General features: G+C 72.1%; 19 protein-coding genes and 1 pseudogene. 13 read left to right on the top strand and 7 right to left on the bottom strand.

Going from position 1 to position 18,932, the window contains the following annotated elements:
* Positions 1–72: 72 nt before the first annotated feature.
* The 5 genes from ABZ714_RS17135 to ABZ714_RS17115 form a co-directional block, all read right to left on the bottom strand.
* Complete coding sequence (locus ABZ714_RS17135) at positions 73–1,650, bottom strand: ABC transporter substrate-binding protein (RefSeq protein ID WP_358826037.1); 1,578 nt, start codon at positions 1,648–1,650, stop codon at positions 73–75.
* A gap of 183 nt (positions 1,651–1,833) precedes the next feature.
* A complete protein-coding gene (locus tag ABZ714_RS17130) occupies positions 1,834–2,637 on the bottom strand; it encodes an SDR family oxidoreductase (RefSeq protein ID WP_358826036.1) in 804 nt (267 codons plus the stop codon).
* 14 nt (positions 2,638–2,651) lie between these two features.
* Entirely contained in the window at positions 2,652–3,413 is a 762-nt protein-coding gene (gene fabG / locus ABZ714_RS17125) for a 3-oxoacyl-ACP reductase FabG (protein WP_358826035.1), read from the bottom strand.
* Positions 3,414–3,670: 257 nt separating this feature from the next.
* The gene (locus tag ABZ714_RS17120; RefSeq protein ID WP_358826034.1) at positions 3,671–4,054 is read right to left on the bottom strand and encodes a DUF3037 domain-containing protein; all 384 of its coding nucleotides are present in this window, start codon (positions 4,052–4,054) and stop codon (positions 3,671–3,673) included.
* A complete protein-coding gene (locus ABZ714_RS17115; protein ID WP_358826033.1) occupies positions 4,051–4,950 on the bottom strand; it encodes a HipA family kinase in 900 nt (299 codons plus the stop codon). Before ABZ714_RS17115 ends, ABZ714_RS17120 begins: the two co-directional genes overlap by 4 nt.
* A gap of 335 nt (positions 4,951–5,285) precedes the next feature.
* On the opposite strand from ABZ714_RS17115, the gene ABZ714_RS17110 reads away from it, so the two are divergent.
* From ABZ714_RS17110 to ABZ714_RS17100, 3 genes are all read left to right on the top strand, one after another.
* Complete coding sequence (locus ABZ714_RS17110) at positions 5,286–6,155, top strand: lytic polysaccharide monooxygenase (RefSeq protein ID WP_358826032.1); 870 nt, start codon at positions 5,286–5,288, stop codon at positions 6,153–6,155.
* 317 nt (positions 6,156–6,472) lie between these two features.
* Complete coding sequence (locus tag ABZ714_RS17105) at positions 6,473–6,664, top strand: hypothetical protein (RefSeq protein ID WP_358826031.1); 192 nt, start codon at positions 6,473–6,475, stop codon at positions 6,662–6,664.
* Positions 6,661–6,825 carry a DUF6126 family protein gene (locus ABZ714_RS17100; protein ID WP_358826030.1) on the top strand — a complete coding sequence of 55 codons (165 nt, stop codon included), beginning with the start codon at positions 6,661–6,663 and terminating at the stop codon, positions 6,823–6,825. Before ABZ714_RS17105 ends, ABZ714_RS17100 begins: the two co-directional genes overlap by 4 nt.
* Before the next feature lie 126 nt (positions 6,826–6,951).
* On the opposite strand, the gene ABZ714_RS17095 is transcribed toward ABZ714_RS17100, so the two are convergent.
* Positions 6,952–7,611, bottom strand: coding sequence for a GntR family transcriptional regulator (locus tag ABZ714_RS17095; protein ID WP_358826029.1), 660 nt, complete (start codon positions 7,609–7,611; stop codon positions 6,952–6,954).
* 117 nt (positions 7,612–7,728) lie between these two features.
* On the opposite strand from ABZ714_RS17095, the gene lhgO reads away from it, so the two are divergent.
* From lhgO to ABZ714_RS17055, 8 genes are all read left to right on the top strand, one after another.
* Complete coding sequence (gene lhgO / locus ABZ714_RS17090) at positions 7,729–8,976, top strand: L-2-hydroxyglutarate oxidase (RefSeq protein WP_358826028.1); 1,248 nt, start codon at positions 7,729–7,731, stop codon at positions 8,974–8,976.
* Between the two features lie 186 nt (positions 8,977–9,162).
* On the top strand, positions 9,163–10,581 hold the full coding sequence (locus ABZ714_RS17085; protein ID WP_358826027.1) for an MFS transporter: 1,419 nt from the start codon (positions 9,163–9,165) through the stop codon (positions 10,579–10,581).
* A 585-nt stretch (positions 10,582–11,166) separates the two neighbouring features.
* Positions 11,167–12,438 carry an esterase-like activity of phytase family protein gene (locus ABZ714_RS17080; RefSeq protein ID WP_358826106.1) on the top strand — a complete coding sequence of 424 codons (1,272 nt, stop codon included), beginning with the start codon at positions 11,167–11,169 and terminating at the stop codon, positions 12,436–12,438.
* Between the two features lie 303 nt (positions 12,439–12,741).
* Positions 12,742–13,584, top strand: a complete 843-nt coding sequence (locus tag ABZ714_RS17075) for a siderophore-interacting protein (protein WP_358826026.1) — start codon at positions 12,742–12,744, stop codon at positions 13,582–13,584.
* Positions 13,585–13,705: 121 nt separating this feature from the next.
* Entirely contained in the window at positions 13,706–14,653 is a 948-nt protein-coding gene (locus ABZ714_RS17070) for an iron-siderophore ABC transporter substrate-binding protein (protein ID WP_358826025.1), read from the top strand.
* A gap of 6 nt (positions 14,654–14,659) precedes the next feature.
* Positions 14,660–15,703 carry an iron chelate uptake ABC transporter family permease subunit gene (locus ABZ714_RS17065; protein WP_358826024.1) on the top strand — a complete coding sequence of 348 codons (1,044 nt, stop codon included), beginning with the start codon at positions 14,660–14,662 and terminating at the stop codon, positions 15,701–15,703.
* Positions 15,704–15,741: 38 nt separating this feature from the next.
* The gene (locus ABZ714_RS17060) at positions 15,742–16,794 is read left to right on the top strand and encodes an iron chelate uptake ABC transporter family permease subunit (RefSeq protein WP_358826023.1); all 1,053 of its coding nucleotides are present in this window, start codon (positions 15,742–15,744) and stop codon (positions 16,792–16,794) included.
* Positions 16,791–17,690, top strand: a complete 900-nt coding sequence (locus ABZ714_RS17055) for an ABC transporter ATP-binding protein (RefSeq protein WP_358826022.1) — start codon at positions 16,791–16,793, stop codon at positions 17,688–17,690. The genes ABZ714_RS17060 and ABZ714_RS17055 overlap by 4 nt, the downstream gene beginning before the upstream one ends.
* 66 nt (positions 17,691–17,756) lie before the next feature.
* Here the strand turns inward: ABZ714_RS17055 and ABZ714_RS17050 are convergent.
* A pseudogene (locus tag ABZ714_RS17050) lies at positions 17,757–17,945 on the bottom strand (helix-turn-helix transcriptional regulator); the annotation flags it as partial.
* On the opposite strand from ABZ714_RS17050, the gene ABZ714_RS17045 reads away from it, so the two are divergent.
* Complete coding sequence (locus ABZ714_RS17045; protein ID WP_358826105.1) at positions 17,935–18,339, top strand: ABC transporter permease; 405 nt, start codon at positions 17,935–17,937, stop codon at positions 18,337–18,339. The pseudogene ABZ714_RS17050 and the gene ABZ714_RS17045 overlap by 11 nt on opposite strands.
* 111 nt (positions 18,340–18,450) lie before the next feature.
* Positions 18,451–18,918, top strand: a complete 468-nt coding sequence (locus ABZ714_RS17040) for a DUF2267 domain-containing protein (protein ID WP_358826021.1) — start codon at positions 18,451–18,453, stop codon at positions 18,916–18,918.
* Positions 18,919–18,932: the final 14 nt, after the last annotated feature.

The raw sequence follows: 18,932 nt of genomic DNA, 5'->3' as shown, positions 1-18,932 counted from the left end.
CTACCGGGGCCCACTGACAACGGTCCCGCCAACCGGAAGACTCCTGGTCGACGGAGTGTGCGAGGGATTGGATCACCACTCGCCCTTACGGAACAGCTCCCACATCAGCATCACGGTCTGCGGGTCCATGGCCCGGTCGGCGCCGCCGATGTCATCGGTGGTGGCGACGTACAGCTTGCCCTGCCAGAGCGGCAGATGCCGGACGTCCTCGACGAAGATCTCCTGGGCCCGGCCGAACTGCTTCGCCACCGCTCCCCGGTCGCTCTCGCGCCGCGCCTCCGGCAGCAGTGTCCCGGTGATCTCGGGGCTGTCGTACGGGGTGTTCAGCGCGTTCCGCTCGCCGACGAAGGGGGCGACGAAGTTGTCCGGGTCCGGGAAGTCGGGGAACCAGCCGCGGCCGAAGGCCGGGTACTTCCCGGCCGCGTACCCCTGCTGGAACTCCGCCCACGGCTTGCCCCGCACGGTGACCTCGAAGAGGCCCGTGGCCTCCAGCTGCCGCTTGATCTCGGCGAACTCCGCCGCCGTCGCGGTGCCGTACCGGTCGGTCGTGTACCAGAACTCCAGCTCGACGGGCGTGTCGATACCGGCGTCCCGGAGGATCTTCCGCGCCTTCTTCGTATCGGGCTCCCCGTAGACGTCGAAGAACTTGGTGGTGTGCCCCGTTATGCCCTTGGGGATCATCGAGTACAGCGGCTCGGCGGTGCCCCGGTAGACGGTGCCGACGAGCCGGCCGCGGTCGATCACCTGGGCGATCGCCCGGCGGACCGCGAGCTTTCCGACCACCGGGTCCTCGGCGTTGAAGACCAGGTAGCGGATGTCGGAGCCGACCGTCTCCACCAGTCGCAGATGGTTGTACTCCGGCATGCCCTTCTGGAGTTCGGTGACCTCGTCGGCGGTCAGACCGCGGTAGACCGCGTCGATCTGCCGGATCGCCAGCGCGTTGATCATCTCATCGGACTTCTTGAAGTACCGGATGGTCACGGAATCGTTTTTGCGGTCGGCGAACCCCTTGTAGTCGGGGTTCTTGGCGAGTTCGGCCCGTTCGCCCTTGGTGTAGGAGTCGAGGACGTACGGCCCCGATCCGGTGAGCTTCCCGTCGGATCTGAGCCGGGTGGCCGGGTACTCGCCCGGCGGCACCAGCGAGAGGGCGGGGGTGGCCAGGATGAAGGGGAAGGTCGCGTCCGGGGCCTTCAGCCGGAAGATCACGATCCGGTCGCCCTGGGTCTCCACGGTGCCCAGGGACCCGAGCAGCGCCTGCGGTCCGGTATCGGACTTGATGGTGCGGATCCGGTCCACGGTGTGCTTCACGGCCCGGGCGTCCAGCTTCTCCCCGTTGGAGAACGTCAGATCCCGGCGCAGCTCACAGCGGTAGACCTTGTTGGTGGTGTCGGTGAAAGCACAGGAGGCGGCGTCCGGGCGGGGGGTCGTACTGCCGGTCGGGAAGCTGAGGAGGGTCTGGAAGACATTCCGGTACAACTCCCAGGAGCCGTCGTACGCGGCGGCGGGATCGAGGGTGGAGGGCTCACTGATCGTCCCGACGACGATCCGCCGGTTCCCCTCGGCCTCGGCGTCGGAGAACAGTCCACATCCAGCCAGGAGGGAGAGGGTCGCCAGGGCCCCCACACCCCGCAGACAGTTCCGGTAGAACACGTGCGCACGCTCCTCGTTCGACCTGGATCCGGCGGACCCCACCGAAGTGCCCCGCCGGGTCAACACACGGTTTCCGGCAGGGCATCCGCCTCACGGGGCGACGGCGTCCGGGTCCCTGCGGACCCCTCCGTCCGTGCCGCACGAGGCCGTGCGCGCGTGCGGACACGGCCTCGGCGCGATGGCTCAATGCACTCCGGCTGTGAGGAACATACCGCCGTCCAGGACCAACGTCTGCCCTGTGATCCAATCGGATTGCGCGGAGGTGAGAAACGCGGCGGCGCCCCCCACGTCCCCGGGCACGCCGAGCCGCCCCAGCGGATAGCCCGCGGCGGTCTCCGCCTCCCGCCCTTCGTAGAGCGCCCGGGCGAACCGGGTCTTCACCACGGCGGGCGCGATGGCGTTGACCCGGACCCCCGGAGCGAACTCGTGGGCCAGCTGGAGGGTCAGATTCACCATGGCCGCCTTGCTCATCCCGTACGCGCCCACGAACGGCGACGGCGCGAGTCCGGCGACGGAGGCGATGTTCACGATCGCGCCACCGTGTCGCCGCTGCCAGGCGTGCCAGGTCCGCTGGGCGAAGCCGAGCGCCGAGACCACATTGGTCTCGTAGACCTTGCGGACGACCGCCGGGTCGAGGTCGGCGAGGGGCCCGTAGACCGGGTTGGTGCCCGCGTTGTTCACCAGGAAGTCGATCCGCCCGAAGGCGTCCATCACCCGCTCCACGGCCACCGCCTGATGGGCCTCGTCATGGGCCCGGCCCGCGACGCCGATCACCCGGTCGGGGCCGAGCGCGGCCACCGCCGCCGCCAGGTTCTCCTCGTCGCGGCCGGTGACGCAGACCCGGTCGCCCCGGGCCACCAGCGCCTCGGCGACGGCATAGCCGATGCCCCGGCTGGCACCGGTGACCAGGGCGACCCGTCCGCTGTCGGGAACCTCCACCCCACTCGCCCCGGCCGTCTCCGGTGTCGTCGCTGTCTCGTTCGGCATGATCGCTCCTCCGGTCAGTCGAGCGGTCCGCCCGCGACGTACAGCACCTGTCCCGAGACGAATCCGGTGTCGTCTCCCGCGAAGAACGCGATGGCCCCGGCGACGTCCTCCGGACGGCCGACGCGCTGGACCGGGATCTGGGTGGCGGCCGCGGCCTGGAAGTCCTCGAAGCCCATCCCGACCCGGGCGGCCGTCTGGGCGGTCATCTCGGTGGCGATGAAGCCGGGGGCGACCGCGTTCGCGGTGATCCCGAACTTCCCCAGCTCCTTCGCGAGCGTCTTGGTGAACCCCTGGAGCCCGGCCTTCACGGCCGCGTAGTTCGCCTGGCCCCGGTTGCCGAGCGCCGACGACGAGGAGAGCGAGACGATCCGGCCGAACCCGGCGTCGACCATGTACTTCTGACACGCCCGGGACATCAGGAACGCGCCCTTCAGATGGACGTCCATCACGGTGTCCCAGTCGGACTCGCTCATCTTGAAGAGCAGATTGTCCCGGAGCACGCCCGCGTTGTTGACCAGAACGACGGGCGGCCCGAGTTCCCCGGCGATCCGGGCGACGGCGGCCTCGACCCGGGCCGAGTCCGAGACGTCGCAGCCGACGGCGAGGGCCCGGCCGCCCGCCGCGACGATCTTCCCGACGGTCTCCTCGCAGGCCGTCTCGTCGAGATCGAGCACGGCCACGGCCCGGCCGTCGGCGGCCAGCCGGACCGCGGTGGCGGCACCGATGCCCCGGGCGGCACCGGTCACGACGGCGACACGCTGTTCGGTGGTGGACATACTGCTTCTCCTCGCCCTGGGGCGGGGCTCGTCCGGAGGTCCCGTCACGGGTGCCGTCAGGAGGTACGTACCACGCGCAGCGGGTACGCCAGCCGGATGAGCGACCGCTTAGTATCGTTCCGCTGACGTGACGCTAGAAGCCGGGGCACCCGGTGTCAACGGCCCACCGGGTGCGCCGGGGCCGCGTCCGCCGACCGGAACGGGCGTACGGGCGCGGGCGCCATCGACCGGCGCCACCGGCGGGCACCGCCGCGGGCTCATCGCACCAGCAGCTCCACCAGCCGGTCCAGCTCGGCTCGGGGATCCGCGGTGAGACCGGTATGGACCGGCCCCGGCTGCACGACCGTGGAACGGGGCGCCACCAGCCAGCGGAACCGGCGCCCCGCGTCGTCCCGGGCCGCCTGCCCGGCTTCGTCGCCGCCCGCGCAGACCCCCTCGACGGCGCGCAGGGCGGCCCGTACTCCGGCCGTGTCCGCGGCCGGATCGAGGGCCTTCAGCTTGACCTCGTCCAGCTGGGTGAGGGCCCCGACGAAGGAGTGGGCGCGGCAGTACAGCACGACGCCCGCGTTGAAGCACTCCCCGCGTTCGACCCGGGGCACCACGCGCACCAGCGCGTACTCGAAGACGACCCGCTCGCTCATGCGCCCGCCCCCGCTCCGCCCGTACGCTCCCCCGCGCCGGACGCGGGTGGGGACCCCTCGGGCGCGGACCCGGCCCGGGTACGTGTCACCGGCAGCCGGCCGGCCAGCCAGCCGGGGGCCCGGGACGGCCGGGGCTTCGACGGCTCGTCGAGGACGATCCGCTCGTGGATCGTCGCGACCCGCGACAGCAGGGCCCGCGCGTAGGCACGGCGGACCTCGTCGGTGGAGCCGAAGCCGGGCTCGTCGACCAGCCATGCGTCCGGTACGTCGGCCGTGACCTCCGCCAGCAGTTCCTCGGTGACCAGCGGGGCGAGCGCGTCGGCCGCGGCCTCCACTTCGGGCCGGAAGGGGGCGAGGGCATGGTCCGAGGCGTCGTACGGCTTGGCCGCGGACGCCTCGGCGCCGGGCCAGTTGTGGTGCCAGATCATGGTGGCCCCGTGGTCGATCAGCCAGAGGTCGCCGTGCCAGACCAGCAGATTGGGGTTGCGCCAGGAGCGGTCGACATTGTTGATCAGGGCGTCGAACCAGACGACCCGGCCGGCCTCGGCGGGATCCACCTCGTAGGCCAGCGGATCGAAGCCGATGGATCCCGGGAGATAGTCCATCCCGAGGTTCAGGCCGCCACTGGCCTTCAGCAGCTCCTGTACCTCCTGGTCGGGCTCGCCGAGCCCGATCACCGGGTCCAGTTCGATCGCCGCCAGCTCGGGAATCCGCAGCCCGAGCCGCCGGGCGAGCTGGCCGCAGATCACCTCGGCGACCAGCGTCTTGCGCCCCTGTCCGGCGCCGGTGAACTTCATGACGTACGTACCGAGGTCGTCGGCCTCGACGATCCCGGGGAGCGAACCGCCTTCACGCAGGGGCGTGACATACCGGGTCGCTGTCACTTCTGTCAGCATTTCCCCAGGTTATACGGCTGCCCGCGCGGGCAATCGGGGGAAGTGCGGGGGGCCGTACGGACCGTCGGACACTCGCGCCCCACCCGTCCCGGCCCGGCGCCCGCCCGCCTGCCGCCGCCCGGCGCCGCGCCCCGCGTCCCGCCCCGGGCCACCGGCCGCGGACGGAGCCACCGGAGAAACTAGTCGGACGTCCGAGCACATACCTTCTTGCTATTGGTATGTACCAATGCGATCCTGCCAGGGCAGAACTCATCGGCCCAACACCCCACGTACGGGCCGGTGTTGACGAAGACCTCCCGACGTCCCCAATACACGTACGAGAGTGAGCTGCCATCTTGTCTGCCATACGCCGCCGTATCGCCGCCGCGTCCGCCGTCGCGTCCGCCGCGACGCTGCTGTCCCTGACCCCCTCCCCCGCGACCGCGCACGGCTCCGTCTTCGGTCCGGCCAGCCGGGTGAGCGCCTGCTTCGCCGAAGGCCCGGAGACCCCGAAATCCAAGGTCTGCAAGGATCTCGTCGCCGACTCGGGCACCCAGCCCCTCTACGACTGGAACGAGGTGAACATCGCCAACGCCGACGGGAAGCACCAGCAGATCATCCCCGACGGCAAGCTCTGTTCCGCCAACCGCCAGAAGTACCGCGCCCTGGACTGGGCCCGTACCGACTGGCCCGCCACATCGGTCTCCGCGGGCTCCTACAACTTCAATGTCAGGATCACCGCGGCCCATCTGGGCACGATGAAGATGTACATCACCAAGCCGGGCTTCGACCCGACGAAGCCGCTGAAGTGGTCGGACCTCGACGCGACGCCGGTGGCCACGTACTCCACGCCTCGCGCCAGCGACAACGGCTACTACCGGTTCACGGGCACGCTCCCCGCCCGCACCGGCCGCCACATCGTCTACAAGGTCTGGCAGCGCCATGACAGCACCGAGGCGTTCTACGGCTGCTCGGACGTCGTCTACGGCAACGCGTCCGCGGCCACCGCCAAGGCCCCCAGCCAGACGGCGATCGACGCGAACGCGTCGCGCTCGACCGTCAGCCACGCCGGGCACGGCGGAGACGAGCACGCCCCCGCGCCGGCCTCCGCCGCGACGCAGACCGGCGGACCCTCGACCGCGGTCGCCGTGTCCGCGTCGGCGGGCGCCGCCGCGTTCGCCGTGGGCGCCCTGCTCTTCGGCCGCCGCCGCCAGCGGATGAACTGACCGGCCTCCGGCCCGCCCGGCACCACTCGGGACGGTTCCCGCCGCGCGTCCTGACGCGGCGGGGCCCGTTCCGCTACGGCCTCCGCCCCGTTCCGCGCCTCGTCACCGAGGCCCGGGACCGGCGGAGGCCGTACTCGTGCCGCCGCCGACACGAGCACTCGCGCCGCTTCGGTCTTTCGGGCTACCGCCTGCCCGGGGGCGGCGAACCCCGTTCGATCCGCCCCTCGACACCTTCCGGCCGAGGTGCCGACAGGCACTCTGCCGCTAGACTTGCAGAGTTCTGCAATTCACAAGATCGCATCGGCGAGGGAGGCGGAGTGCCGGGGTTCGAGGAAGCGGCGCGTGCGCGGGTCCGGCAGGCGCGGGCCGAACTGCTGGCCGCCCGGGAGGCCGGTGACGCCGTGGAAGAGGCATGGGCCGCCGACGAACTGGCCGACGCGCTGCGGACGGTCCGCGATCACGGGTTGGAGCCGGACGACGGTCCGGCGGCGGAAGAGGAAACCTCATGAGCGGCGCCCGGGACGGCCGCGGCAGGACGAACGAGGTGGACGAGGAGGAGCGCAAGGAGAAGGGCGTGGCGTTGCGCGTCTTCTTCTACATCTTCGGGACGCATCTGTTCGCCGGTTTCGTCTGGCTGCTCTTCTACGTCGGGCAGCACGCCCAGAAGTAGCCCTCGCCCATGCGGCGCCGCCCGTGCCGTCGGCGCCGTCGAGACCCCAGGGAATCCGGCCCGGCCTCGGAAAACGCCGCCGCGGGCGGCGCGACGGCCCGCGGCGCCCGGCGGGTCGGCCGCGGGTCAGCTCGCGCTCTGCGCGGCCATCACATGATCACGGGCGCCTTCGACATGGGCGGTGATCACCCGGCGGAGCGCCGCCGCGTCACGGTCGCGCAGGGCGTCGACCATCCGCTGGTGTTCGGCGTCGATGCGTTCGAGGTCGTGGCCGGAGCGCACCCAGCGCCGGCTGTACGGCTCCACGAGATGCAGCAGCTGATCGACGAAGCGGAGCGTGAGCCGTCGCTCCGAGAGGGCGTAGACGCGCCGGTGGAACTCGTAGTTGAGGGACGCCCGGCTCGCGGCGTCGGCGCCCCGGCGGCGCATCTCGTCGGCCAGTTCCTGGAGTTCGTCGATGTCCCGGTCACGGGCACCGCGGACGATCTCATCGGCCAGATGCGGCTCCATCTGGAGCCGTAGTTCGAAGAGTTCGGCGATCTCGCCGCGGCTCAGCTCGGCGACGACCATGCCGCGCCGCGGCTGTACTTCGATCAGCCCTTCGGCCGCCAGCGCGTGCAGCGCCTCGCGCAGGGGGATCCGGCTCACCTTCAGTTCGGTCGCCAGCTTCTCCTGCACCAGCCGGGTGCCCGGGAGCAGCCCTCCGTCGCGAATGGAGGTGCGTAGCCGATCGGCGATGACGCCGGCGCTGTTGCTCGTGCTGGGGGTCCGGGCTGCTCGGGTCACCTGATCACTCTATCCCTTGTGTACTCAGGCAGCGGCTGTATACATTCACTCTTCATTCGCAGCGAATGTATACAGTCGCTGCGCATTCTCTGTTCCCGCCACCGGAAGGGCTGCCGGATGTCACACGCCGTCGACGTCGCCGTCATCGGAGGAGGGCTGCTCGGGCTCGCCACGGCCCGGGCGCTGCTGCGGGCCCGGCCCGAACTCTCCGTCACGGTCCTGGAGAAGGAGGACCACTGGGGTGCCCACCAGTCCGGGCACAACAGCAATGTCATCCACAGCGGGCTGTACTACGCGCCGGGCTCCCTCAAGGCCCGGCTGGCCCGGGCCGGTGGCGAGGCGATGATCCGGTACTGCGAGGAGCACGGGGTGCCCGTCAAGCGCACCGGGAAGCTCGTGGTGGCCACGGCCGCGTCCCAGCTCCCCGGCCTGGACGCGCTCGCGCAGCGCGGCCGGGCGAACGGCGTCACCGTCAGCAGGCTGAGCCGGGCCGAGTTCGCCGAGCGGGAACCGCATATCGCCGGGGTGGCCGCGCTGTCGGTCGCGGATACCGCGATGACCGACTTCGGCGCGGTGTGCCGGGCGCTGGCGGCCGAGTTGACGGAGCTGGGAGCCGAACTGCGTACGGGATCACCGGCTCTCTCCTTCGCCACCGCCGGGGACCGGACCGTGATCCGCACACCGGGCGGGGAGATCCGCGCCAGGACCCTGGTGAACTGCGCGGGTCTGCACAGCGACAGGATCGCGGCGGCGGCCGGTGACCGTCCGGCGGTACGGATCATGCCCTTCCGCGGCGAGTACGCCGAGATCAGGCCCGGCCGCCGGGGACTGGTCAACAACCCCGTCTATCCGGTGCCCGACCCCGAACTCCCCTTCCTCGGCGTCCACATCACCCCGATGCTCGACGGTTCGGTCCATGTGGGTCCCAACGCCGTACCGGCCCTCGCCCGCCAGGGCTACCGCTGGCGCGATGTCGACCCCCGCCTGGTGGGCGAGCTCCTGCGGGACCCGGCCCTGCGCGGTCTCGCCCGGCGCTTCTGGCGGCACGGGGTCACCGAGATCAGCCGGTCGCTGATCTGGCCGCTCTTCGTCCGCGACGTCCGGCGGCTGCTGCCGGAGATCGAGAGCCGGGACATGCGGCGGCACGGCAGCGGGGTCCGCGCCCAGGCGGTCACAGCGGACGGGCGGCTGGTCGACGACTTCGTCATCAGCCGCACGCCGCGCGCCGTCCATGTACTCAACGCGCCGTCCCCCGCGGCCACGTCGAGCCTCCACATCGGCAGCCGGATAGCGGCCGACGTGCTGGAGCAACTGGGTCACCAGGAGTCCGCCCGGACCGTACGCCAGGAGTCCGCCGCGGTCTGACCGCGAACGTCCCCACCACCCTTCCGCCAACCCCTTTTCCCGGTTCTCCGAGTTCCGATTTCCGGGCGCCGGACCGTTTCGCCGCGGTCCGGCCGCTCACCAACCCGCCCCCCCGGCGGAACCCCACCCCCCACCCCCCCTTCCCCGTCTCTTCCCCTCTCTTTGAACGGTGATCGAGGACAGCACATGGAGCACGCCCCGCAGAAAGCCGCGCAGGACCCCGGAACATCCCCCGCCGTCGCCCGCCGCCGCGTCGCCACCGCCACCATCGTGGGCTCGGCGCTGGAGTGGTACGACTTCTATCTCTACGCCTCCATGGCCGCACTGGTCTTCGGCAAGATCTTCTTCCCGCAGACCGACGACGCGGCCGGCACCATGGCCGCCTTCGCGACCTTCGCGGCCGGATTCCTGGCCCGCCCCCTGGGCGGCGTCCTGTTCGGCCATCTCGCCGACCGCATCGGCCGGCGCAACGTACTGATCATCACCTTCGTCCTGATGGGCGTCTCCACCGGGCTGATCGGACTACTGCCCACCTACGACACCGTCGGCGTCGCGGCACCCGTCGCCCTGGTGGTCCTCCGCATCCTCCAGGGCCTAGGCTCGGGGGCCGAGTACGCCAGCGCCGCGGTGGTCGCCTACGAGCACGCCGACGAGAACCGGCGCGGCCGCCAGGGCGCCTGGCCGGCCCTGGGGCTCAACCTCGGCCTGCTGCTGTCGTCGCTGACCGTCACGCTCCTCACCAGCCTGGACGAGGAGACCCTGCTGAACTGGGCCTGGCGGGTGCCGTTCGTGGCGAGCTTCGCCCTCGCGGGGATCGGGCTGTGGGTGCGCCGCCGGGTGCCCGAGTCGGGCGACTTCCACCGGACCAAGGAGAAGCAGAAGCAGGACGCCGCCCCGAAGATGCCGCTCGTCACCCTGCTGCGGGAGCATCGGCGCGGCCTGCTGGTGGTGCTGGCCGTCTCGCTCGGCTACAACGCCCTCAGCTATATCTTCAAGACCTTCTCCCTGGCCTATCTCGCGGACTTCCAGGACGTCTCGGCGAGCGTCGGCGCCTTCGGCGTCACCCTGGCCAGCGCCACCGCCATCGTCGCCGTACCGTTCTTCGGCTGGGCCAGTGACCGCTTCGGCAGCCGGAAGGTGCTCGCGGGCGGCGGGATCGCCTCGGCGCTCTTCGCCTTCCCGTTCTTCGTCCTGCTCGACACCCGGAACTCCGTGGTGATCTGGCTCTGTCTGATCATCGCGACGGGCATCCTGGCACCGGCCATGTTCGCCCCGCAGGGCTCCTTCCTCTCCCGGCAGTTCCCGGCGGACGTCCGGGTGAGCGGAGTCGGCACCGGGCGGGAGCTCGGGGCCGCGTTCTCGGGCGGTCTGGCGCCCCTGGCGGCCCTGGCCATCGTCGGCGCCAGCGCGTCCCACGCCACCTGGGGCGTCTCCCTCATCCTCGTCGCGGGAGCCGTGGTGGTCGTCATCGGCTCCCTCTACGACCGGTCGGCGGGCCCGGCCGCCCCGGCGGCCGTACCCCGGGAGTCGGCCACGGACCGGTCCCCCGACCCGGCACCGGACCGGGAGGAGGTCCCCGCGGGCCGGTCGGGCCGCGCGGACTGACACCGGAGCCCACCGCGTTCCGTCCGGCGGACGGACCGGCCCGGACCCTCGCGGTCCGGGCCGGTCCGTCATGTCTCCCGCCGGTCCGTTCGGCTCCGTTCCGCTGTCCGGCGGCGGCCTTCGACGGGGAACGGAACCGGCGTACCGTCCGTGAACCGGGGCGAATCCGGCCGAGCCCGCCCGGTCCGCCCGCAATGCCTCGAACCACGAAGCACCGACAAGCACCGACCAACATGGCCTATGCATTTCAGCCACGATCGTACGGAAGGAGCCTCCGCGGGACCGGTAATCCGGGTGAAATGCGGGTCAACTCCAGGGGTGGACGAGGTCCGAGAGGTGACCTTCGGCCGTACCGACGAGTACACGGTCCACAAGCCGGGGGTGTGCGGCAGAGTCGGTTCGCCATGCGGGACCGGGATCACCGGTCACCGTCCGGTCCTGCCCCACCAGGAGGTTCCGATGTCACCCCGAGCACGATCCCGGTCCCGGTCCCGGTTCCGCCTCTCGCGGCCCGTGCGGGTCGCCGTCACGGTCGGTCTGCCGCTCGCCCTGATCGGCGGAGTGGCCTTCACCGCCAACGCCACCATGGATTCCTCCGGCTCCGGTCCGGACTCCGCGCAGCGGGCCGAGGCGCCCGTGGTCACCGGCTCCGCCGTACTGGACGAGATACCGCTCGCCGAGTTCGGCAACGGACTGATCCCCGGCTCGATCGCCGACGACCGGGGCGTCGACCTCGGTATCGGCAGCGATCTCTACCCGGCCGACCGCCCCGGCGAGTTCTGGGCCCTCACCGACCGCGGCCCGAACGGGCTGATCACCGTGGCCGGGAAGAAGCGCCGGACGTTCGCCGTACCGGAGTTCAACCCCGCGATCGTGCGGGTGAAGGTCGAGGGCGAGCGGGTCCGGGTACTCGGCGCCGTCCCGATCACCACCCGGTCCGGAAAGCCGGTGACCGGACTGCCCAACCAGCTCTCCCGGGACGAGGCCCCGTTCACCTACGACGCCCGGACGCCCCTGGCCACGAACCCGAACGGGCTCGACACCGAGGGTCTGGCCAGGGCGGCCGACGGCACGTTCTGGCTGGTCGACGAGTACAGCCCGTCCCTCGTCAAGGTCTCCCCCAAGGGCAAGGTGCTGGCCCGCTACGTCCCCGAGGGGCTGAAGCTGCAGGGCGCCGACTATCCGGTGGTCGAGGCGCTGCCGTCGATCCTGCTGAACCGCAAGCAGAACCGGGGCTTCGAGGCGCTGACCCTCCTTCCCGGCGGCGATCTGCTGATCGCGGTGCAGAGCCCGCTGCTGGTACCCGACAAGCCCGCCGGCGAGGCGTCCCGCAATCTGCGGCTGCTCCGGTTCTCGCCCGAGGAGGGCGAGGTCACCGCCGAGTACGCGTACCGGGTCGACCCGGTGAACGTGGTGGACCCGGCGGAGACCGACCAGTCGGAGCTGAAGGTCTCGGCCCTGGTCGCGGTGGACGCGAGGACGGTCCTGGTCCAGGAGCGCACCGACCGTACGGCCCGGCTGCACCGGGTGACCCTGCCGAGCGGCGAGGGCATCCTCGACAGCCGCTGGGACGAGGTCACCACATCCCCCAGCTACGAGCAGACCGAGGACCCGGCCGCCGCCGGGATCGACGTCCTGCCCAAGCGGCTCGTGGTGGATCTCGGCAAGATCCCCGGGGTACCGGGCAAGGTCGAGGGCGCGGCCCTGGTCGGCCGGGACACCCTCGCTCTGATCAACGACAACGACTTCGGGATGTCGGACGGCCCCGAGGCGTTCGACGAGCACGGCAGGCTGCGGGACAGCGGCCTCAACACCAGGATCACCCACGTCGAGCTCCCCTCCCCGATCCGCCGTTGAGCCTTGCCGGTGTGCCCGCCCCCGGCCTGTCGGGGGCGGGCACACCGCCGGGCGCGGTGATCCGCCCGGAGCAGGCGCGCACGTCGCGGGCCCCCGTCCCCAAGGCCGGGCCCGTTTGATGAAGCGGGCGGGGCCGTGTCACGATCGGCTCCCCTCCGCCGGGAGATGCGCCGTGGGATCTCGACCGTGCCGGGTTCCGGGGCGGCCACCGTGGCGGTGCGCCCCCGCCGACGGCGCTCGCCGGGACGGACGTCCTCCCGGCCCGGCGGGCTTTCCCCTGCTGCCGGCTGGAGTCCGAGCCCCATGTCACCGTCTTTCGACACCTCGCCCAATGTCCTGTTCGAGACCCGGGTACGCGCCGTGCGGCGGCCCTCCCCCGGATTCGTCCGGCTCACCCTGACCGGGCCCCGGCTGGACGTGTTCGCCCCCTACGGCCTCGACCAGCGGGTCAAGATACTCATTCCGGACGGCGGCTATCCGGCGGTCTTCGACGAGGACCTGCTCCCCGAGGCGCGCTGGCGCAGCCGGTGGCGCGAGCTGCCCGCCGCCGAGCGGCCGACCATGCGCAGTTACACCCCGAGCGCCGTCCGGCCGGGGCCGCGCGAGGTCGATCTGGACTTCTTCGTACACACCCGGCCCGGCCCGGCGAGTGCCTGGGCGCTCTCGGCCCGGGAGGGGGAACGGGTGCTCGTCTCCGGGCCCGACGCGCGTCCCGGGCGGCCGACGCACGGGATCCAGTGGGAACCCGGGCCCGCGACCCGGGTATTGATCGCCGGGGACGAGACGGCCTTCCCGGCGATCCGGAACATCGTCTCGACGCTCGACGCGTCGGTGCGGGCGGAGATCTTCCTCGAAGCGGAAGACGACGCGGACGCCGAGGCGGTCGGCGCCGCGCCGGACGGCGGGACCGTCACGGTCCGCCGCCGTCATGGCGGGGATCCCGCCGGGCCGCTGTTCGGGGAGATCGACACCTGGGCCCGTGCGTACGGCGCCGAAGCCGCGGCGCTCGGCCGGGGGTTCTACGCCTGGCTGGCCACCGAGAGCACCCGGGTGGCCCGGCTCCGGGACCGGCTGCGGGACGCGGGGATCGCCCCGGACCGGCTGCACGCGCAGGGCTACTGGCACGACAGGATCCGGACGTCCTGAACCACCTCGGCTCGTCTTAGCCGGTGGACAGCCGTAAGACCGAAAATCAGCCAATGCTAATTTAGGCATGCCTAAGCTAAGTTGCCTACGGCTTCGCCCTCTCCCGGAACGGAACCATCCGATGCCGCCCAGAACCGGTCCTGCCAAGCGGAGGCTGCTCGCCGGCCTCGCCCTGCCCGCCGTCGCCGCCCTCGCGCTCACCGCGTGCGGCAGTGGTGACGGCGATTCGGCGAACGGCTCCGGCGGCCACTCCGGCAAGCACGAGGTGAAGCACGCCCGGGGTACGGCGAACGTGCCGGCCGAGCCGAAGCGCGTGGTGACCCTGGAGCCGGTCCAACTGGACACCTCGGTCGCCCTCGGAGTCGTACCGGTCGGCACCGCGGTGCTCAACGAGAAGACCGGCGTCCCCCCGTACCTCGGTGAGAAGGCGGCCGGGATCAAGACCGTGGGGACGGTCCAGGAGCCGAACATCGAGAAGATCGCCGCCCTGAAGCCGGATCTCATCCTCGGTACCGAGTCCCGGCACTCGGCCCTCTACGAGCGGCTCACGTCCGTGGCCCCGACGGTCTTCATGGCCACCCAGACCGACCCCTGGACCGAGAACGTCCGGCTGGTCGCGCGGGCCCTCGGGGACGAGAAGGGCGCCGACAGGCTGCTCGGCGACTACCGCACCCGCTGTACCGAGGTGGCCGGCGAGCACCGGACCAAGGGCAGAACCGCCCAGCTCATCCGGCCCCGCGACGGGGTGCTGAGTCTGTACGGCCCCACGTCCTTCGCGGGCAGCACCCTCGAATGCGCCGGATTCACCACGCCCGCCCGGGACTGGGAGAACTCGATCTCGGTGGACCTCTCCCCCGAGCGGGTCCGTGACGCCGGGGCCGATCTCGTCCTGGTGACCGCGGCGGACGTCGAGGCGGCCGACGCCGTCCCGGACGCGATCCGCGACAACGCGAAGACGTTCCCGGCACCGCATGTGGTGGACCAGTCGTTCTGGATCTCCGGTGTCGGCCCGCTCGGCGGCCAGGCCGTTCTCAACGACCTCGACCGCATCCTCACCGCCGCGAAGTAGCCCTCCATGGCCCTGACACGTGTAGGTACGGGAACCGAAGGCACGAAACGGGCCTCCGTGCTGCCCCGCCCCGCCCGGGTGACCGGCGCGGCGGTCGTACTCGCCGTCGCCGTCGCCCTCTCCCTGCTGGTCGGCGCGAACCCGCTGTCCCCGTCGACCGTGCTGGAGACCCTGCTGGGCGGGGGCAGCGACGAATCCCGGTTCGTCGTCTGGGAACAGCGCGTACCGCGTACGGTCGCGGGCGTCCTGGTCGGCGCGGCACTGGGCGTCGCGGGCGCGCTGATCCAGGCGTTCACCCGCAATCCGCTGGCCGACCCGGGGATCCTCGGGGTCAACGCGGGGGCCGCGTTCGCGGTCGCCGTCGGCATCGTCTTCCTCGGTGTCACCAGCCCGTTCGGCTATGTCTGGCTGGCCTGCGCGGGCGCCCTCGTACTGACCACGATCGTCTACGGGGTCGGCGCCACCGGACGGGACGCCGCGGGCCCGGTCCGGCTGACCGTCACCGGTGTGGCGGTCGGCGCGGTCTTCGCCGGGCTCACCACCGGACTCACCCTCACCCACCCCGACGCCTTCGACCGGATGCGGGGCTGGAGCGCCGGAAGCCTGCTGGGACGCGGCTTCGACGTGCTGCTCCCGGTCCTTCCGCTGGTCGTCGTCGGGCTGCTGCTGGCCGTCGCCGCGGCCCCCGGGCTCAACTCCGTCGCCCTCGGCGTCGACGTGGCGCGGGCCCAGGGCGTGAACGTACGCCGGATCCGGATCGCCGTCCTGGCCGCCGTCACCCTGCTGGCGGGGTGCGCCACCGCCGTCGCGGGTCCGATCGTCTTCGTCGGTCTGATGGTGCCGCATCTCGTCCGCTGGGCCGTCGGGACCGACCAGCGCCGGATCGTCCTCGGCTCACTGGTCGTCGCCCCGGCCCTGGTCGTCCTCGCCGATGTCCTCGGCCGGGTGGCGGTCCTGCCGAGCGAGATGCCCGCCGGAGTCGTCACCGCCTTCCTGGGAGCGCCCGTGCTGATCGCCCTCGTCCGCCGTCCGCAGGCGAGCGGCCTGTGAGCGCGCCGGAGCACCGCCCCGGGGCGCCCTCTACGGCCGTGCGCCGGGCGCCGCTCGACATCGGCAGACGTCGGCTCGTGATCGGACCGGACCGGCTGCATCTCGTCCTGGGCGCCCGGTCCTTCGCGGTCACCCTGCTGATCTGCGCCGTGACCGCCGTCCTCGGGGTACTCGCCCTGGCCCTGGGCGACTTCCCGCTGTCCTCCGCCGAGGTGCTGGGCGTCATCACCGGGGAGACCGGGGGCTTCGCCCGTACGGTGGTCCTCGAATGGCGGCTGCCGCGTGCCGCGTCGGCCGTGCTGTTCGGTGCCGCGCTCGCCGTCGCCGGGGCGGTGTTCCAGACCCTCACCCGCAATCCGCTCGCCAGCCCGGACATCATCGGTCTGGCGAACGGTTCCTTCACCGGCATGCTGATCGCGCTGCTGATGCTCGGCGGCAGCTGGCCGCTGCTGACGGCGGGTTCGCTGATCGGCGGGCTGCTGGCGGCGGTCGCGATCTATCTGCTGGCCTACCGCGACGGACTGCAGGGGTTCCGTTTCATCGTGGTGGGGATCGGCGTCTCCGCCGTGCTCTCCTCCTTCAACACCTGGATGCTGCTGCGGGCGGAGCTGGAGACCGCCCTCTTCGCGTCCGCGTGGGGGGCCGGAACCCTCAACAACGTCACCGTCACCACGGCGGTCCCCGCGGGGATCTGCATCGTCCTGCTGCTCGCCCTGATACCGCTGCTCACCCCGTCGCTGCGCCAGCTGGATCTGGGCGACGACGCCGCGCGGGCGACCGGGGTCCGGGTGGCCCGGGTCCGTCCGGCCGCCATCGTGGTCGCGGTGGGGCTGGTGAGCGTCGTCACCTCGGTGGCCGGGCCGATCGCGTTCGTGGCCCTGGCCGCGCCGCAGATCGCCCGGCGGCTCACCCGCTCCCCCGGAATCCCGTTCGGGGCGGCCGGGGCGGTCGGCGCGGTACTCCTCCTGGGGTCCGATCTGATCGCCCAGCACGTCCTTCCGCTCACCGTGCCGGTCGGCGTGGTCACCATCGTCCTCGGTGGCGGCTATCTCGTCTGGCTCCTCATCCACCAAGCCAGAAACCGGACATGACGACAGAGCCGTCCACCGCGCCCGCCGAGAACGCCAAAAACCCGGCCTCCACCGACAAGGCAGGCCGCGCCGTCGGCCCCGGCGGGCCCGCCGTCGCCGACGCCCGGCTGGGAGCCGAAGGGCTCAGCCTGCGCTACGGCCGCCGGACCGTCGTCGAGAATCTGGAGCTCGTGGTGCCTCCGGGGTCGTTCACCGTCGTCATCGGCCCGAACGCCTGCGGCAAGTCGACCCTGCTGCGCGCCCTGGCGGGGCTGCTCCCGCCGGCGGCCGGGCGGATCGTCCTCGACGGTGCCGACATCGCCTCCTATCCGCCGAAGGAGGCGGCTCGGCGGCTCGGCCTGCTGCCCCAGACCGCGATCGCGCCCGACGGAATCACCGTCGCCGAACTCGTCTCCCGGGGCCGGTACGCGCACCAGCGGGTGCTGCGGCAGTGGTCGCGCGAGGACGAGGCGGCCGTCCTGGACGCCCTGACCGCCACCGGGGTGGCCGATCTGTCGGCCCGCCGGGTCGAGGAGCTGTCGGGCGGCCAGCGGCAGCGGGTGTGGATCGCGATGGTGCTGGCCCAGGAGACTCCGCTGATCCTGCTGGACGAGCCGACCACCTATCTCGACATCGCCCATCAGATCGAGGTCCTCAATCTGCTCCACGACCTCCATCTGCGGGGCCGCACGATCGTCGCCGTACTCCACGACCTCAACCAGGCGGCCCGCTACGCGTCGCATGTCGTCGCCATGAAGGACGGCCGGATCACCGCCGCCGGCACCCCCGCCGAGACGATCACCGCCGAGCTGGTCCGGGAGGTGTTCGGGCTCGCCGGGATCGTGATCCCCGACCCGGTCACGGGCACACCGCTGATCGTCCCGGCCGATACCCGTACCCCGGCGCCCGAAGCCTGACGGTGTGCCGGGCACCCGGGGCGGACGACCACCCGAAGGGCGCCGCCGGGCGGGTCAGGCCCGCAGCTAGGCGAGCACGGCCAGCACCCTGCGATGCGTCCGGTCGGTCTGCGGCAGATCCAGTTTCGTGAGGATACTGCCGATGTGTTCACCGACCGCCGCCTCGGAGACCACCAACTGCCCGGCGATCGCGCCGTTGGATCTGCCCTCGGCGATCAGGGCCGGCACCTCGCGTTCGCGCGGGGTGAGCCGCTCGGGGTTCTTCGTGGTCCTCGGGATCGCGCTCCCCTATACCGGGCTGTCCTTGGCCGACACGATGGCGATGGCGGCCTCGGACCGGTCGCGCGAGCCGGCCGTGCTCCGGCTGACCGGGGACACGGGCGGTCAGATCCTGCGGCTGGTGGCCGCCGAGGCGCTGACGGCGGCCGTAGTGGGCGGGCTGCTGGGAGCGCTGGTCACCGCGGTCGATCCGGCCGGGATGCGGGGCGCGCCGGCCCTGCTCTCGGTACGGCCGCCGATCGGGATGCCGTGGCCGACGCTCGCGGCGGCCGCTGCCGCCCGTGCGGTACTCGCCGTGGTCGCGGCGGTCGTTCCGGCCGCGCTCGCCCTCCGGCGGCGGGCCGTGGGGCCGGCGGGGGTGCGGGAGTGACCTCGTGGCGAGGACTCGCCGGTCCGGTGTAAGCGGCGGGGTCCCGGGTAGGTGCGTTCACCCGAGGGACGTCACCACACCATCCGCTACGGGAGAGGTTCCACGTTCGTCATGCACCAGACCGCACATACCTCGTCGGACACGTACACGGACCGCCCTCCGGGCGGCCGCCGGTTGAGCCCCGGGTTCGCCGGGATGCTGGAGAGGATCCGGTACGACGGCGCTTACGCCACCAGAGCCCAGGCGGAACGGGCCACCCGGCCCGTGCTCGCCGCCCTCGGCCGGCAGTTGGCGGCGCCCGAACGCCGGGAGCTGGCCGCCGTGCTGCCGCCCGAGGCGGCCGAGGTGCTCGTCGGTGAGCCGGTGGCGAAGACGCCCCTCGGTCCGCTCGACTTCGTCCGGGAGATAGCGGAGCACAGCGGTGGTACGCCCGCGACGGCACGCTGGGCCGCCGACGCCGTCTGCGCGCAGCTGGCCGGGTTCTGCGGTCCGGACCTCACGGGCCGGGTGGTCGACGGGCTGCCGTCCGGATACGCCGCTCTGTTCGGCCGGGTCCGGACGGAGCGGGCCGCCGCCTGACCGCGCGCCCGCCC

It is taken from the genome of Streptomyces sp. NPDC006798 (assembly GCF_040635975.1).
Lineage (GTDB): Bacteria > Actinomycetota > Actinomycetes > Streptomycetales > Streptomycetaceae > Streptomyces.
The sequence above is the reverse complement of the archived record's forward strand: the minus strand, read 5'-3'. Positions and strand labels throughout refer to the sequence as shown.